Source organism: Cupriavidus sp. DL-D2, assembly GCF_039710735.1.
Lineage (GTDB): Bacteria > Pseudomonadota > Gammaproteobacteria > Burkholderiales > Burkholderiaceae > Cupriavidus.
Genome location: NZ_JBDKXK010000002.1, coordinates 204,362 through 218,410, shown reverse-complemented (window position 1 = coordinate 218,410; position 14,049 = coordinate 204,362). Strand labels below are relative to the sequence as shown.

The following is a 14,049-nucleotide window of genomic DNA, read 5'->3' as shown; positions in this document are numbered from 1 at the left end:
CCAGCATAGACTCCGGCGGATTCAGCCTGAGCGGCTGGCCAGCGTCAAAGAAAGCCCGTCCCCACGCGCTTTCCCGTAATACCGGGCACGCCATTGCCCCCAAACGTATCAGGACGAATATGGACTTGAGCATTCCTAATCCCGTGGCCGACGCAACGCAGCAGGCTGGCGGCAACACCGGTGGCCAGCCGCTGGAAATCGATGCGCTGATCGTTGGCGCAGGCCCGGTCGGGCTGTTCCAGGTGTTTGAACTGGGCCTGCTCGAAATCAAGGCCCACGTGATCGACTCGCTCAAGGTAGTGGGCGGCCAGTGCGTGGAGCTGTATCCGGACAAGCCCATCTACGACATCCCGGCCGTGCCCATCTGCACCGGCCAGGAACTGACCGACAACCTGCTCAAGCAGATCGAACCGTTCTCGCCGACATTCCACCTGGGCCAGGAAGTGGCCGTGGTGGAGCGCCGTGAAGACGGCCGCTTCTTCGTGGAAACGTCGACCGGCACGCGCTTCATCACCAAAACCATCTTCATCGCTGCCGGCGTGGGGTCGTTCCAGCCGCGTACGCTCAAGGTGGAAGGCATCGACAAGTTCGATGGCAAGCAACTGTTCTACCGCGTGAAGGATCCGAGCCGCTTCCACGGCCGCAACCTCGTTGTCGTGGGCGGTGGCGATTCGGCGCTGGACTGGACGCTGGACCTCGTTGGCAAGGCCGAGTCGGTGGTGATGATCCACCGCCGCGATGGTTTCCGTGCCGCGCCGGCATCGGTGGCCAAGATGCGCGAGCTGTGCGAACAGATGGAAATGCAGTTCCTGGTCGGCCAGATTGGCGGCTATGAAGAGAAGGACGGCGTTCTCACCGAAGTGAAGGTGACCGGCGGTGACGGCGTGACGCGCCGCCTGCCCGTGGACGACGTGCTGGTCTTCTTTGGCTTGTCGCCGAAGCTGGGTCCGATCGCCGAATGGGGCCTGGAACTCGAACGCAAGCAGATCAAGGTGGATACCGAGAAGTTCGAAACGAACATCCCGGGCATCTTTGCCGTGGGCGACATCAACACGTACCCGGGCAAGAAGAAGCTGATCCTGTCGGGCTTCCACGAAGCCGCCCTGGCAGCGTTCGGCGCCGCGCCGTACATCTTCCCGGACAAGAAGATCCACATGCAATACACCACCACCTCGCCGAAGCTGCACAAGGTGCTGGGCGTGGAATCGCCGGTCTTCGACTGATCGTTTTTGGTCGATCGCAAAAAAGTCGCCTCCGGGCGATTTTTTTGTTTGCACAAATCAAAAAGCTGGCTATAATGCGGCCTCGCTGTTGAATACGGCAACGCAGCAAAGGGCGGAAACGCTTGCTGCAGGCCAGTTCCAGAGCAAACCAGAGTTTTAGCGACAACCTTCTGACGAAAACAAAACGTTAAAAAGTTGTTGACGAAACGAAGAGAAGCTGGTTATAATTTCTTTCTCAGCTGTTCCCCGATAGCTCAGTTGGTAGAGCGCCGGACTGTTAATCCGTAGGTCCCTGGTTCGAGCCCAGGTCGGGGAGCCAAAAAATTCAAGGTGAAGGCCGATACGAAAGTATCGGCCTTTTTCCTTTGTGGTTCGCCGTCGAACCACACCAGGCTCCGCACACCCTTCCCCCACGCCGTCCCCTTGCCGCGCTTTCTGCGGTAGAATGCCCGATTGCCCTGATGTACTTGACTGACCTCCGGTATACCTGTAAAAGGTTACCGGCGTATTTCTTGCGCAATATTCACGGAAACAGGTAGTCCACCAAGTTTTTACCTAGCTAGGAAAATTTGGCCCGTCACCCCTGACACTGGCAGTACGGATCTCGGTCCACAGGCAGGTTGTTCTAGGGGGCGCACCCCGGCATCAGCCGGCGCGTGCGATTACCACCGTCGCAGAAGGCTCCGGAGCCCGATGTGGCACCGTTTCCCCTCTATGAACCTACCCGCCCCTGTGGCGGTCATCCTGAAGGACTGAATTGACTAAGATCGTTCTGAAACCGGGCGAGCCCGTTGAAGTTGCAATGCGTCGTTTCCGTCGCGCCATTCTGCAGACTGGCCTGATCGTGGAACTGAAGAGCCGCACCGCCTACGAAAAGCCGACGACCGAGCGCAAGCGCAAGAAGAAGGCTGCCGAGGCTCGCCTGCGCAAGCGTCTGCGCATGCAAATGCTGCCGAAGAAGCTCTACTGATTCGCGCACTGCCCTAAAAAACCGCCAGTTCACCTGGCGGTTTTTTTTCGCCCAGACTCCACGCCCCGCCACCGGATGGAATGGAGTGAATGCGAAGCGCCAACAATCGGGCACACGTTGGCCGGCATAATGGCGGAACACCGCTTTCGGGGAACCCTAGCCTTGACTGCCATTCTGCAGATGCGCAATGTGCGCAAACTCTACGGCGACACCGTTGTCGTCAACGACCTCGACCTCGAGGTCCATCCCGGGCAGTGCTTCGGACTGCTTGGCCCCAACGGCGCCGGCAAGACCACCACGCTGCGCATGCTGCTGGGGCTCACCACACCCGCCTCGGGCACCCTGACACTCTGCGGCGAGCCGATTCCTCAGCGCGCACCACAAGCGCGCATGCGCGTGGGCGTGGTGCCGCAGTTCGACAACCTCGACCCGGACTTCTCCGTGATCGAGAACCTGCGGATCTTTGGCCGCTACTTCGGCCTCTCGTCTGCCGAGATTGCTGCGTGCGTGCCGAAGCTGCTGGAGTTCGCGCGACTCGAAAGCAAAGCCAATGCCCAGGTCCGCGAGTTGTCCGGCGGCATGCGAAGGCGCCTGGCGGTGGCGCGTGCGCTGATCAACGACCCTGACCTGCTCGTCATGGACGAACCCACCACCGGCCTGGACCCGCAGGCCCGGCACCTGATCTGGGAGCGGCTTCGTTCCCTGCTGGCAGCGGGAAAGACGATCCTTCTGACCACGCACTTCATGGAAGAGGCGGAGAGGCTCTGCGACCACCTTTGCGTGATCGACGCCGGGCGCAAGATTGCCGAAGGCAAGCCGCACGAGCTGATCGACCGAGAAATCGGGTGCGATGTCGTGGAAATCTACGGCGACGAGTTGGAGCCGCTACGCCACACGCTGACGCCACTATCCGAACGCACCGAGATGCGCGGCGAGACACTCTTCTGCTACGTGCGGGAACCCGATCCGCTTCTGGCCGCGCTCCATGGCAAGGGCGGCGTGCGCTACCTGCATCGGCCAGCCAACCTCGAGGATGTGTTCCTTAAGCTGACCGGCCGGGAAATGCGCGACTAATGCGAACGTTGATGCGACCGACGAGAGATTGAGATGAGCGAACACGATCCACATAGTCCCGGCGTCGCCCTGGGTGGCACCCCTTCTGTACCTGCTCGCCAACACTATCCCCAGCCCCTGCTGCCGCGCAATATGCGCAACTGGATGATGGTCTGGTATCGCAACTACATGGTCTGGAAAAAGCTGGCCATCCCGTCGATGATCGGCAACCTGGCCGACCCAATGATCTACCTGTTCGGACTGGGGCTGGGCCTTGGGCTGCTGGTCGGGCAGGTCAACGGGGTCTCGTATATTGCCTTCCTGGCGGCCGGCACCACGGCATCGAGCGTGATGATGTCCGCGAGCTTCGAGTCGATGTATTCGGCATTTTCGCGCATGCATGTCCAGCGCACCTGGGAAGCCATCATGCATGCGCCCCTGACGCTCGGTGACGTGGTCCTGGGCGAAATACTCTGGGCGGCGAGCAAGGCGGTGTTATCAGGATCGGCCATCATGCTGGTGGCAGGCGTGCTGGGCTACGCGCAGTTCCCGAGCGCACTGGCGGCCCTGCCGGTCATCGTCCTGGCCGGCATCACGTTCGCGAGCCTGGCGATGATCGTGACGGCCCTTGCCCCGAGCTACGACTTCTTCATGTTCTACCAGACGCTGGTCATGACGCCGATGCTGCTGCTCTCCGGCGTGTTCTTCCCACTGGAGCAACTGCCAGAAGGCGCGCAGAAGGCGACACAAGTCCTGCCGCTCGCACATGCCGTGGCACTGATTCGTCCGTTGATGCTGGGAAGGCCCGTGGAAAACGCCGCGCTGCACGTCGTGGTGCTGGCGATCTATGCGGTGGTGGCGCTGGTGGCGGCGCTGGTGCTGCTACGGAGGAGGATGTTGCGGTGAGTGTTTGATACTTGCCGGAAGCCGGCTCCCCTCTCCCGCGCAGCGGGAGAGGGGTTGGGGGTGAGGGTCAGCGGTTCAAGTTGCGACGATTTCGGCAAGCAGAACCTCCAGCCCTCTCCCCCGCCCCTCTCCCATAGGGAGAGGGGAGAAAACCCGTGGCAGGGGGAGCGCTGTTACTGCCCCAGCCCCCGCAGCAGATCCGCCTTCAAATCACCCACCGTTTCCAGTCCCACGGCCAAGCGGATCAGCCCTTCGCTGATCCCTGCAGCGGCCTTGACCTCAGGGGCCACACGGCCATGCGTGGTGGTGAACGGATGCGTGATCGTGGTCCGCGTGTCGCCCAGGTTGCCGGTGATCGAGCACAGCTTCGTGCTGTCGATCACTCGCCAGGCATTCGCGCGCATCTGCTCCGGCGTATCGCCCTTCAGTTCGAATGAAACAATCGCGCCACCGCCGCTCTGCTGGCGTTGGGCGATCTCGTACTGCGGGTGCGACTTCAGCGCCGGATGGAACACGCGGTTCACGGCCGGATGCGACTCAAGGAAACTGGCAATCTCCAGCGCGCTCTGCGAATGGCGCTCCATGCGGATGGCCAGCGTCTCCATGCCCTTGAGCATGACCCACGCATTGAACGCTGACATCGTCGGGCCCGCCGTCCGTACGAACGGGAAGACCTTGCCCATGATGTAGTCGTGCTTGCCCACCACGGCGCCGCCAAGTACGCGACCCTGCCCGTCGATATGCTTGGTGGCCGAATGCACCACCACGTCCGCACCGAACTTGATCGGCTGTTGCAGCGCTGGCGAGCAGAAGCAGTTATCCACCACGAACAGCGCGCCGGCGTTGTGCGCGATATCGCCAATGGCGGCGATATCGGACACTTCCGTCAGCGGGTTCGACGGCGTTTCCAGGAAGAACAGCTTGGTATTGGGCTTGACTGCCGCACGCCATGCGGACAGGTCACTGCTGTCCACATAGGTCGTCTCCACGCCGAACTTGGCGAGGATCGTGTTGAACAGCGTCATCGTCGATCCAAAGATCGATCGTGAACTGACCAGATGGTCACCCGACTGCAACGACGCCAGCGCCACCGACAGGATTGCGCTCATGCCCGATGCCGTGGCCATGCAAGCCTCGGCGCCTTCCAGCGCGGCCAGCCGCGACTGGAACATCGACACCGTCGGATTCGTGAAGCGCGAATACGTGTACGCCTCTTCCGAGTTCGCGAACCGCTCGGCCGCCTGGGCGGCGTTGTCGAAACAGAAGCTCGAGGTCAGGTACATCGCCTCGGAATGCTCCATGAAATCGCTGGAACGCAGGGTGCCGGCGCGCACGCCGAGGGTGTCGATGCCGTAGGACTCGGGTTGGAACGGTTCGCTCATGCTGCAATCACTACCCAATGTTGGTTGTTCTGGTTGTTATTCGTTGTTGCTCGAACGCTGCAGGTGAAGCTGCGAACGCTCGGTTTCACCGCTCGGGCCTTCACGGTCTGCCGTCGTGCGCGAAGCCTCCAGGCGATCGAGGTAAGCCTCGTCGATATCCCCCGTCACGTACTTGCCATCGAAGCACGAGGCATCGAAGTCACGCAGGTTCGGGTTGATATCGCGCAGAGCCTGCTTCAGCGCTTCCACATCCTGATAGACAAGCTGGTCGGCGCCGATCATCTTGGCCACTTCCTCGTCGGTGCGGCCATGGGCCACCAGCTCGCTGCGCGTCGGCATGTCGATGCCATACACGTTCGGGAACTTCACCGGCGGCGCAGCCGAGGCAAAGATCACCTTCTTGGCGCCGGCGTCGCGTGCCATCTGCACGATCTCGAACGACGTCGTACCGCGCACGATCGAGTCATCGACGATCAGCACGTTCTTGCCCTTGAACTCCACGCCCATCGCGTTGAGCTTCTGGCGCACCGACTTCTTGCGCACCGCTTGCCCCGGCATGATGAAGGTACGGCCAACGTAGCGATTCTTGAAGAAACCCTCGCGGTACGGCACGCCCAGTGCATTGGCTACCTGCATGGCGGCCGGACGGCTCGAATCGGGAATCGGCATGACCACATCGATGTCGCCTGCCGGCACTTCGCGGCGGATCTTCTCGGCCAGATAGTCACCCATGCGCATGCGCGCATCGTAGACGGGCACGCCGTCGATGCACGAATCCGGACGGGCCAGGTAGACATATTCGAAGATGCAAGGCGTCAACTGCGGATTCTCGGCGCATTGCTTGCTGTGCAGCTTGCCGTCGAGGTCGATGAACAGCGCCTCGCCCGGGGCCACATCACGGTCCATCGTGTAGCCCATGCCTTCCAGGGCTACCGACTCCGACACCACCAGGTATTCCTTGCCCGTCGGGGTATCCATGCTGCCGATGCACAGCGGACGGATGCCGAACGGGTCGCGCACGGCCAGCAAGCCGTAACCCGAGATCTGTGCCGTGATCGCATAGGCGCCCTTCACGCGGCGGTGCAGACCGGCCACAGCCGTGAAGATCATCTCCGGGTCCAGCGCCTTGCCGCCGCTGGCCCGTTGCAGCTCGTCGGCCAGCACGTTCAGCAGCACTTCGGAGTCCGAATGCGTGTTGATGTGGCGACGGTCGCGGCGGAACATTTCCTCGCGAAGCTGTTCCGAATTGGTCAGGTTGCCGTTGTGGGCCAGCATGATGCCGTACGGCGCATTCACGTAGAACGGCTGGGCTTCTTCCTCGCTGGAGGAGCCGGCGGTCGGGTAGCGAACCTGCCCGATGCCCGAAGTGCCCGGCAGGCCGCGCATATTGCGCGTGCGGAACACATCGCGCACGAGGCCGTTGGCCTTGTGCATGTGGAAGGTGCTGCCATTGGCCGTGGCGATGCCGGCTGCATCCTGTCCGCGGTGTTGCAACAGCAGCAGGCTGTCATAGATCAATTGGTTGACAGGGCTGGTGGAAACCACGCCGACGATACCGCACATGCCGAACTCCCAGGAAAGGCAAATAATTCAGGGGCGCGATTCCGTCATGTACGCGACGGAACTGCGTTGGTACTACACCGCGCGCGCGCCGAAGTCCGGGCGCCCGCGTCTTGATCAGGTTTTCAACTTCCGACCTTCAATCTCAGGTCTTCACATACTTCGCCAGGTCGGGCGGCAGCCATTGCCGCAACTCGTTCATGGCCTGCACGACGTAGGGCCGAGATAGCGCATCGCGCCAGAACGGCTCCTCGGGCAGCTTCGTCAGTCCGGCCACCACGACCACAAGCATGACGATCAGCGCGCCGCGCGCCAATCCAAACACAAACCCCAAGCCGCGATCCGCAGGTTTCAGGCCTGTGGTCTCCAGTAACTGGCCCAGGATGGCCCCTGCCAATGCCGCCACGATCCACGTGCCGAAAAACACCGCCAGAAATCCCAGCGCACTGCGCGTCAGCGCGCCACCCGGCAACGATTCCGGCATCCATTGCGCGGCCATTCCACCGAAATGGTAGGCCAGCACGAAGGCCACTACCCAGCCCACCAGCGCCAGCACCTCGCGTACGAGGCCCCGCAACACGCCAATCAATGCCGATGCCACGAGGATGAAAGCCACCCCATAGTCGAAAAAAGTAAATGCCATGCGTCGGACTTCGATCCCTGTCAGATGGGGGCGGTCCGCGGCCCTGCAACGGCAAGGCTTCGCAAATCGCTCCGCTCCACCGTGTTATTGCTCGACCACTTTCGAGGTCAGCCCGATGGCACGTACTTTCTTGTCAGCTGCATCCACGGCATCGCGGCTATTGAACGGGCCGGCACGCAGCAGGATGCGATCCCCATCGGAGAGGGTCTTCTTTTCCACGTAGGCCGGCACCTTGCTCTCCTTGAGCTTGGCCAACCAGCCGCGCGCACGCTCTTCCGACGAGAACGCGCCGATCAAAATCAGGTACTTGGTGTTGGCATTGGCGCTGGCAGCAGGTTTGTCCGCCGGCTTGGCCTCTGCAACCTTGGCATCGGCCTTGCCCTTGTCAGCGGCAGGTGCAGGTGCATTGACGATTTCCTCGCCGACATCGAGCGCCGCATCGTTACGGCCGCTGGATGCCTGGGGCGGCAGCGGGTCAGCCTTGCGCGCCTCGACCTTCGGCTTCTGCATGCCGCCCTGCCCGTTGGCAACCTTGACGGCCACGTCTTCGGAGACCGGGCGCGGCTTGTGCTCGAACACGATCGGCAGCACGATGACCGCCGCGGCCAGCAGCACCACGGCGCCGATCAAACGGCGGCGGGCGCGTTGCTTTTGCGGGAAGTCGGGGTCGAGGCTGTCGTCGGCCCGGTCGGCGTAGTCGTCCGCCGTACGGCGCGATGCACCGATGCCGGAGCCGGAATCTGCCCGTGTGCGGCGACCGCGTTCGGGAGCCGGGTCATTGCCCTTGCGGGACGAAAACAGCGAAAGCAGGCCCATAGATGCCCAATGTTGGTGTTCGGTGCGATGTCATTCAGGCTGCCGATGGGGTGGCAGCGCCGTCAGCGAATTAGTTGGCCTGCGTGGCACGGTAGGCCAGCACGCCCGCTACGGTGTAGAACGACCCGAAGACCAGGATTCTATCATTCTCGGTGGCTCTCCCGATGGCATCGCGATAGGCCAATTCCGGGCTAGGGAACAACGCTACCGTGTTGTCGGGACCTTCGTGGAAGCCGGTGGTGTCGAGCGCAGCCCGCAGGTCGGCGCCGCTCGCGGCACGCGGCGTGGGCAGGTCGCACATGCACCAGTGATCCACCTTGTCGGCCACCTGCTGCAATACCCCGGCAATGTCCTTGTCCGCCATCGCGCCGAACACCGCGTACGTGTAGCGGAAGAATCCCATGTTGTCGAGATTCTGGCCCAGCGTGGCCGAGGCATGCGGATTATGTGCCACATCGAGGATGACAGCCGGACGACCCGGCATCACCTGGAATCGTCCCGGCAGTTCGACGAATGCCAGGCCATTGCGCACTTCCTGCGCGCTCACCGGCAGGTGCGGGCGCATGGCCTGCAGCGCTGCCAGCGCCGCCGACGCATTCAGCAACTGGTTCGCGCCGCGCAAGGCCGGATAGCCGAGACCATTGAGCTTGCGCTCGCGGCCAGTCCAGTCCCACTGCTGGCGCTCCTGCCCCGGCGCGGCCTGATGGCGGAAGTCGCGCCCTACCAGCCAGAGATCGGCGCCGATCGCTTCCGCGTGGTCGATCATCGACTGGGGCGGCACGGGGTCGCCACAGATCGCCGGCACATTCGGGCGGAAAATGCCCGCCTTCTCGTAGCCAATCTTCTCGCGGGTGTCGCCCAGGTACTCGGTGTGATCGATGTCGACGCTGGTAATCACCGCGCAATCCGTATCGATCACGTTCGTGGCATCCAGCCGGCCGCCCAGCCCCACTTCAAGGACGATGGCGTCGAGGCCAGCGTTGGCGAACATGTGGATGATCGCAAGCGTCGTGAATTCGAAATACGTCAGGCTGACCGGATCGGCAAAGCTCGTCCGGGCGCGTTCCACGGCCTCGAAGTGCGGCAGCAGTTGTGCATCGGTGGCCTGCTCGCCATTCAGGCGCGCACGCTCGTTGAACGAAATCAGGTGCGGCGACGTATGCAGGCCCACCTTGTAGCCGGCTTCCAGCAGGATGCGTTCGAGCATCGCGCAGGTCGAACCCTTGCCGTTGGTGCCGCCCACCGTGAAGACCACGGCGTCGATGCGCAGGCCCAGCGCCTCCTTGACGCGCGAAATCCGCGTCAAACCCATGTCGATGCCCACAGGATGGGCGGTTTCGAGGTGTTGCAGCCAGTCGGGGAGAGTGTGGAAGATGGGCATTGCTGATGGACGACACACAAAAAGAAAATGGCGCGGGTGATGGCACCCGCGCCATTGTCCTGCAAATCACGCTACCGCGTCAGGCTACCGCGTCGGCCGGCTGCTTCTGCAGCAGTGCCAGCAGTTGCGCCAGTTCCGCGCGCAGGCGGCGGCGGTCGACAATCATGTCGATGGCGCCCTTCTGCAGCAGGAACTCGGCGCGCTGGAAGCCTTCCGGCAGCTTCTCGCGCACGGTCTGCTCGATCACGCGCGGGCCGGCAAAGCCGATCAGCGCCTTCGGTTCGGCAATCACCACATCGCCCAGGAAGGCGAACGAGGCGGACACGCCACCCATCGTCGGATCGGTCAGCACGCTGATGAACGGCAGCTTGGCGTTCGACAGCTGATTCAGCATGGCCGTGGTCTTGGCCATCTGCATCAGCGACAGCAGGCTCTCCTGCATACGCGCACCGCCCGTGGCGGTAATGCAGATGAACGGCACCTTCTGTTCGAGCGCAGCCTGGGCGCCACGAGCGAAGCGTTCGCCCACTACCGACCCCATCGAACCGCCCATGAACTCGAATTCGAAGCAGCTCACGACCACGGGAATCGTGTGGATCGCACCACCCACGACCACCATCGCGTCGGTCTCGCCGGTGTCTTCCATGGCGGCCTTGATGCGGTCCGGATACTTCTTGGTGTCCTTGAACTTCAGCGCATCGACCGGCACGATTTCCTGGCCGATTTCATAGCGGCCCTCGGCGTCCAGCAGCTTGTCCAGCCGCTCGCGCGAGCGGATGCGCATATGGTGGTCGCACTTCGGGCAGACGTGCAGATTGGCCTCGACGTCCGTGCGGTACAGCGTGGACTCGCACGACGGGCACTTGACCCACAGCCCTTCCGGAATGCCCTTGCGGGTGGAGGGGTCGGTCTGTTGAATCTTGGGAGGGAGGAGTTTATCCAACCAGCTCATGAAAGCTCCTTTCGGATAGCTGCCGCACGCTTGTCACACTGCGGCGGCAGGGAATCAGGCCGCGAATTTACCATGCCCGGACAGTCGGATCGAAGCAAAACGCGCCAATTGTGCATTGAAAGACACAATTGGAGCGTGATTTTTCACCGATTCATGGGGTGTTGGACACGTTTTCAGGCGTCCAGTGCCTCGCGGATGCCGCCGATGAACGTACGCAGCGCCGCTACGGCCTGATCGCGCGGTGCATCTTCGAGCAGTTGAACCAGGCGACTACCGATCACTACGGCGTCTGCCACGCTGCCGATAGCGCGAGCGGTCTGCGCATCGCGAATGCCGAAACCGACACCGACCGGCAGGTTGGCGTGCTGCTTGATCAGCGGCAGACGCGCTGCCACGCTGTCGAGGTCGAGCGTGGCCGAACCGGTCACGCCCTTCAGCGACACATAGTAAAGATAGCCGCTGGCCACCTTCGCCACGGCAGCGATGCGATCGTCGGTAGAGGTTGGCGCAAGCAGGAAAATCGGGTCCATGCTGTGCTCGCGCATCAGTCCGGCGAACGACTCGCACTCCTCGGGGGGATAGTCCACCACGAGCACACCGTCCACACCCGCTGCGGCAGCGGCGCGGGCAAAGGTCTCCTCGCCCATGCGTTCGATCGGGTTGGCATAACCCATCAGCACCACGGGCGTGGCATTGTCGGTCTTGCGGAACTCGGCTACCCACTCCAGCACGTGCTTGAGCGACACGCCCTGTGCCAGCGCGCGTTCCGACGCACGCTGGATCACAGGACCGTCGGCCATCGGGTCCGAGAACGGTACGCCGAGTTCGATCACATCGGCGCCGCCTTCCACCAGCGCGTGCATCAGCGCTACGGTCAGGCCGGGTTCGGGGTCGCCCGCCGTGATAAACGGAATCAGGCCCTTCTTGTTCTGCGCGGCCAGTGCCGCGAAAGTCGTCTGGATACGGGACATGTCTGTGGCCATCGGCGTCAGATGAGGCGCTGCACCGGCGAAGCATCGGCTTCGTCGTTGGCAGCGTCCGGGGTCAGGTCGGAAGTTTCGGCGGATGCGGCAGCTTCGCTATCGGGGCGAATCTGCGCATACACAGGCTGCGCGGCCGTCACGCGGTCACGCACCAGCCCGGCATATTGCGGATTCATCTCGAAACCGACAAAACGCCGGCCATGGCGCACACACGCCACGGCCGTGGTGCCGCTGCCCGTGAACGGGTCCAGCACAACACCACCGGGCGGGCAGCTCGACAGCACCATGCGCTCCACGATCTCCAGCGGCTTCTGAGTCGGGTGATCGGCGCGCTCGGGGTCCTGCCGGTGGATACGCGGCACGCTCCAGAGATCCTTGGGGTTGTAGCCCACTTCCAGCCACTTCTTGCCTTCGAAGCGCGGACGGCTGCGCGCCTTCTTGGTCTCGGCATCGTAAGGAATACGCACCGGATCGAGATCGAAGTAATAGTCGCGCTGGCGAGCGAAGAAACCAATGTTGTCGTGCACCGACGAAAACTTGCGCGTGGTGCCGCCCATGCTCGGCACGCGGCGATCCCAGATGATCTCGTTGATCATCGTCAGACGCTTCTTGAGCATCACGAACAGTTCAGGCGAGTATTGCCAGGTGCAGAACAGGTACAGCGTGCCGCGCGGGGCCAGCTTCGGAATGATCGCGTCCATCCAGCGCTCGGACCATTCCAGATAGGCATCGCCGGACAGCAGGTCCGAGTCGTTGCCGTAGTCCTTGCCCAGTCCATAGGGCGGATCGGCGACGATCAGGTCCACCGAGCCGTCGGCGATCCGCTGGATGCCGTCGAGCGCGTCTTCCTGGTAGAGACGCACGGCCTCGGTATCGAGGATATCGAACGGCGCCGCAGCGCCGCCCGCTTCCGCTTGAGATGCAGTCGAGTCAGGGGGCAGCGCGCGCATTACAGCTTCAAGCCTCCACGTTCGGCCACCGTATGCATGTCCTTGTCGCCACGGCCGGAGAGGTTCACGAGCAGCAGCTTGTCCTTCGGCAACGTCGGCGCCAGCTTGCAGGCATAGGCGATGGCATGGCTCGATTCCAGCGCCGGGATGATGCCTTCGATGCGGCAGCAATCGTGGAAGGCGCGCAGCGCCTCTTCATCGGTGATCGGCACATACTGCGCGCGGCCCAGGTCCTTGAGCCATGCGTGCTCGGGACCTACGCCTGGATAGTCCAGGCCGGCCGAGACCGAATGCGTCTCGATGATCTGGCCGTTCTCGTCCTGCAGCAGGTAGGTGCGGTTACCGTGCAGCACGCCCGGCGAGCCGCCAGTGAGCGACGCCGCATGGCGACCCGTCTCCAGGCCATCGCCGGCCGCTTCCACGCCGATCAGTTCCACGTCCTTGTGATCGATATACGGGTAGAAAATCCCCATCGCATTCGAGCCGCCGCCCACGCACGCGATCACGGCGTCGGGCTGACGGCCGGTCAGCTCGGGCATCTGGACTTTGGACTCTTCGCCGATCACGCACTGGAAGTCGCGGACCATCATCGGGTACGGGTGCGGACCCGCCACGGTGCCAATGATGTAGAACGTGGTTTCCACGTTGGTCACCCAGTCGCGCATGGCTTCGTTGAGGGCGTCCTTGAGCGTCTTCGAGCCGCTCTCGACGGGTACCACGGTGGCGCCGAGCAGCTTCATGCGGTAGACGTTGGCCGCCTGGCGACGTACATCCTCGGAGCCCATGTACACCACGCACTCCATGCCGAATCGCGCGGCAATCGTGGCCGTGGCCACGCCGTGCTGGCCGGCGCCGGTTTCGGCAATCACGCGCTTCTTGCCCATGCGCTTGGCCAGCAGCGCCTGGCCGATCACGTTGTTGATCTTGTGCGCGCCGGTGTGATTCAGGTCTTCGCGCTTGAAGTAGATCTGCGCGCCGCCGAGCGTCTCGCTCCAGCGTTGTGCGTGATAGATCGGCGAAGGCCGGCCAACAAAGTGCTTCAGTTCGCGCCGGTATTCGGCATCGAACTCCGGGTCCTTCTGGAAGTGCGCATAGGCATCGCGCAGTTCGTCCAGTGCGTGGACCAGCGTTTCGGAAACAAAGGTACCGCCATAGGGGCCGAAGTGGCCGCGTTGATCGGGCAGGTCGTACATGTCCAGGCTCTCAGGTGGCGCTCCGCGCGGTCTTGGC

General features: G+C 62.8%; 13 protein-coding genes and 1 tRNA gene. 5 read left to right on the top strand and 9 right to left on the bottom strand.

What is annotated here, in order from left to right:
- Positions 1-119 precede the first annotated feature (119 nt).
- From ABDB81_RS02050 to ABDB81_RS02030, 5 genes are all read left to right on the top strand, one after another.
- The gene (locus tag ABDB81_RS02050) at positions 120-1,223 is read left to right on the top strand and encodes an NAD(P)/FAD-dependent oxidoreductase (RefSeq protein WP_137923122.1); all 1,104 of its coding nucleotides are present in this window, start codon (positions 120-122) and stop codon (positions 1,221-1,223) included.
- A gap of 243 nt (positions 1,224-1,466) precedes the next feature.
- Positions 1,467-1,542, top strand: a tRNA-Asn gene (locus ABDB81_RS02045).
- A 438-nt stretch (positions 1,543-1,980) separates the two neighbouring features.
- Positions 1,981-2,193, top strand: a complete 213-nt coding sequence (rpsU, locus tag ABDB81_RS02040; RefSeq protein ID WP_008648415.1) for a 30S ribosomal protein S21 — start codon at positions 1,981-1,983, stop codon at positions 2,191-2,193.
- A 129-nt stretch (positions 2,194-2,322) separates the two neighbouring features.
- Positions 2,323-3,267 (top strand): nodulation factor ABC transporter ATP-binding protein NodI, encoded by a 945-nt coding sequence (gene nodI / locus ABDB81_RS02035; protein WP_346809558.1) that lies wholly within the window; start codon positions 2,323-2,325, stop codon positions 3,265-3,267.
- Positions 3,268-3,300: 33 nt separating this feature from the next.
- Entirely contained in the window at positions 3,301-4,152 is an 852-nt protein-coding gene (locus ABDB81_RS02030) for an ABC transporter permease (protein ID WP_283205131.1), read from the top strand.
- A gap of 173 nt (positions 4,153-4,325) precedes the next feature.
- Here ABDB81_RS02030 and ABDB81_RS02025 read toward each other — a convergent pair whose 3' ends face one another.
- The 9 genes from ABDB81_RS02025 to trpB all read right to left on the bottom strand — a co-directional run bounded on the left by ABDB81_RS02025 (position 4,326) and on the right by trpB (position 14,012).
- Complete coding sequence (locus ABDB81_RS02025) at positions 4,326-5,534, bottom strand: O-succinylhomoserine sulfhydrylase (RefSeq protein WP_346809557.1); 1,209 nt, start codon at positions 5,532-5,534, stop codon at positions 4,326-4,328.
- A gap of 36 nt (positions 5,535-5,570) precedes the next feature.
- Positions 5,571-7,097: an amidophosphoribosyltransferase gene (gene purF, locus ABDB81_RS02020; protein ID WP_137923125.1), complete on the bottom strand. Its 1,527-nt coding sequence runs from the start codon at positions 7,095-7,097 to the stop codon at positions 5,571-5,573.
- 142 nt (positions 7,098-7,239) lie between these two features.
- The gene (locus ABDB81_RS02015; protein WP_137923126.1) at positions 7,240-7,737 is read right to left on the bottom strand and encodes a CvpA family protein; all 498 of its coding nucleotides are present in this window, start codon (positions 7,735-7,737) and stop codon (positions 7,240-7,242) included.
- An 84-nt stretch (positions 7,738-7,821) separates the two neighbouring features.
- Positions 7,822-8,553 carry an SPOR domain-containing protein gene (locus ABDB81_RS02010; protein WP_346809555.1) on the bottom strand — a complete coding sequence of 244 codons (732 nt, stop codon included), beginning with the start codon at positions 8,551-8,553 and terminating at the stop codon, positions 7,822-7,824.
- A 70-nt stretch (positions 8,554-8,623) separates the two neighbouring features.
- Positions 8,624-9,934 (bottom strand): bifunctional tetrahydrofolate synthase/dihydrofolate synthase, encoded by a 1,311-nt coding sequence (gene folC, locus ABDB81_RS02005; protein ID WP_137923128.1) that lies wholly within the window; start codon positions 9,932-9,934, stop codon positions 8,624-8,626.
- A 79-nt stretch (positions 9,935-10,013) separates the two neighbouring features.
- Complete coding sequence (gene accD, locus ABDB81_RS02000; RefSeq protein WP_346809553.1) at positions 10,014-10,886, bottom strand: acetyl-CoA carboxylase, carboxyltransferase subunit beta; 873 nt, start codon at positions 10,884-10,886, stop codon at positions 10,014-10,016.
- A 173-nt stretch (positions 10,887-11,059) separates the two neighbouring features.
- A complete protein-coding gene (gene trpA / locus ABDB81_RS01995) occupies positions 11,060-11,857 on the bottom strand; it encodes a tryptophan synthase subunit alpha (RefSeq protein ID WP_137923130.1) in 798 nt (265 codons plus the stop codon).
- 17 nt (positions 11,858-11,874) lie between these two features.
- Positions 11,875-12,819 (bottom strand): site-specific DNA-methyltransferase, encoded by a 945-nt coding sequence (locus ABDB81_RS01990; protein ID WP_346809551.1) that lies wholly within the window; start codon positions 12,817-12,819, stop codon positions 11,875-11,877.
- Entirely contained in the window at positions 12,819-14,012 is a 1,194-nt protein-coding gene (gene trpB, locus ABDB81_RS01985; protein ID WP_137923132.1) for a tryptophan synthase subunit beta, read from the bottom strand. Before trpB ends, ABDB81_RS01990 begins: the two co-directional genes overlap by 1 nt.
- Between the last annotated feature and the right edge of the window lie 37 nt (positions 14,013-14,049).

Coding starts and splice junctions, on each gene's coding strand:
- trpB (WP_137923132.1), bottom strand. CDS start 14,012: ATGTACGACCTGCCCGATCAACGCGGCCACTTCGGCCCCTATGGCGGT.
- ABDB81_RS02015 (WP_137923126.1), bottom strand. CDS start 7,737: ATGGCATTTACTTTTTTCGACTATGGGGTGGCTTTCATCCTCGTGGCA.
- ABDB81_RS02010 (WP_346809555.1), bottom strand. CDS start 8,553: ATGGGCCTGCTTTCGCTGTTTTCGTCCCGCAAGGGCAATGACCCGGCT.
- trpA (WP_137923130.1), bottom strand. CDS start 11,857: ATGTCCCGTATCCAGACGACTTTCGCGGCACTGGCCGCGCAGAACAAG.
- accD (WP_346809553.1), bottom strand. CDS start 10,886: ATGAGCTGGTTGGATAAACTCCTCCCTCCCAAGATTCAACAGACCGAC.
- ABDB81_RS01990 (WP_346809551.1), bottom strand. CDS start 12,819: ATGCGCGCGCTGCCCCCTGACTCGACTGCATCTCAAGCGGAAGCGGGC.
- ABDB81_RS02050 (WP_137923122.1), top strand. CDS start 120: ATGGACTTGAGCATTCCTAATCCCGTGGCCGACGCAACGCAGCAGGCT.
- nodI (WP_346809558.1), top strand. CDS start 2,323: ATGGCGGAACACCGCTTTCGGGGAACCCTAGCCTTGACTGCCATTCTG.
- ABDB81_RS02030 (WP_283205131.1), top strand. CDS start 3,301: ATGAGCGAACACGATCCACATAGTCCCGGCGTCGCCCTGGGTGGCACC.
- purF (WP_137923125.1), bottom strand. CDS start 7,097: ATGTGCGGTATCGTCGGCGTGGTTTCCACCAGCCCTGTCAACCAATTG.
- ABDB81_RS02025 (WP_346809557.1), bottom strand. CDS start 5,534: ATGAGCGAACCGTTCCAACCCGAGTCCTACGGCATCGACACCCTCGGC.
- folC (WP_137923128.1), bottom strand. CDS start 9,934: ATGCCCATCTTCCACACTCTCCCCGACTGGCTGCAACACCTCGAAACC.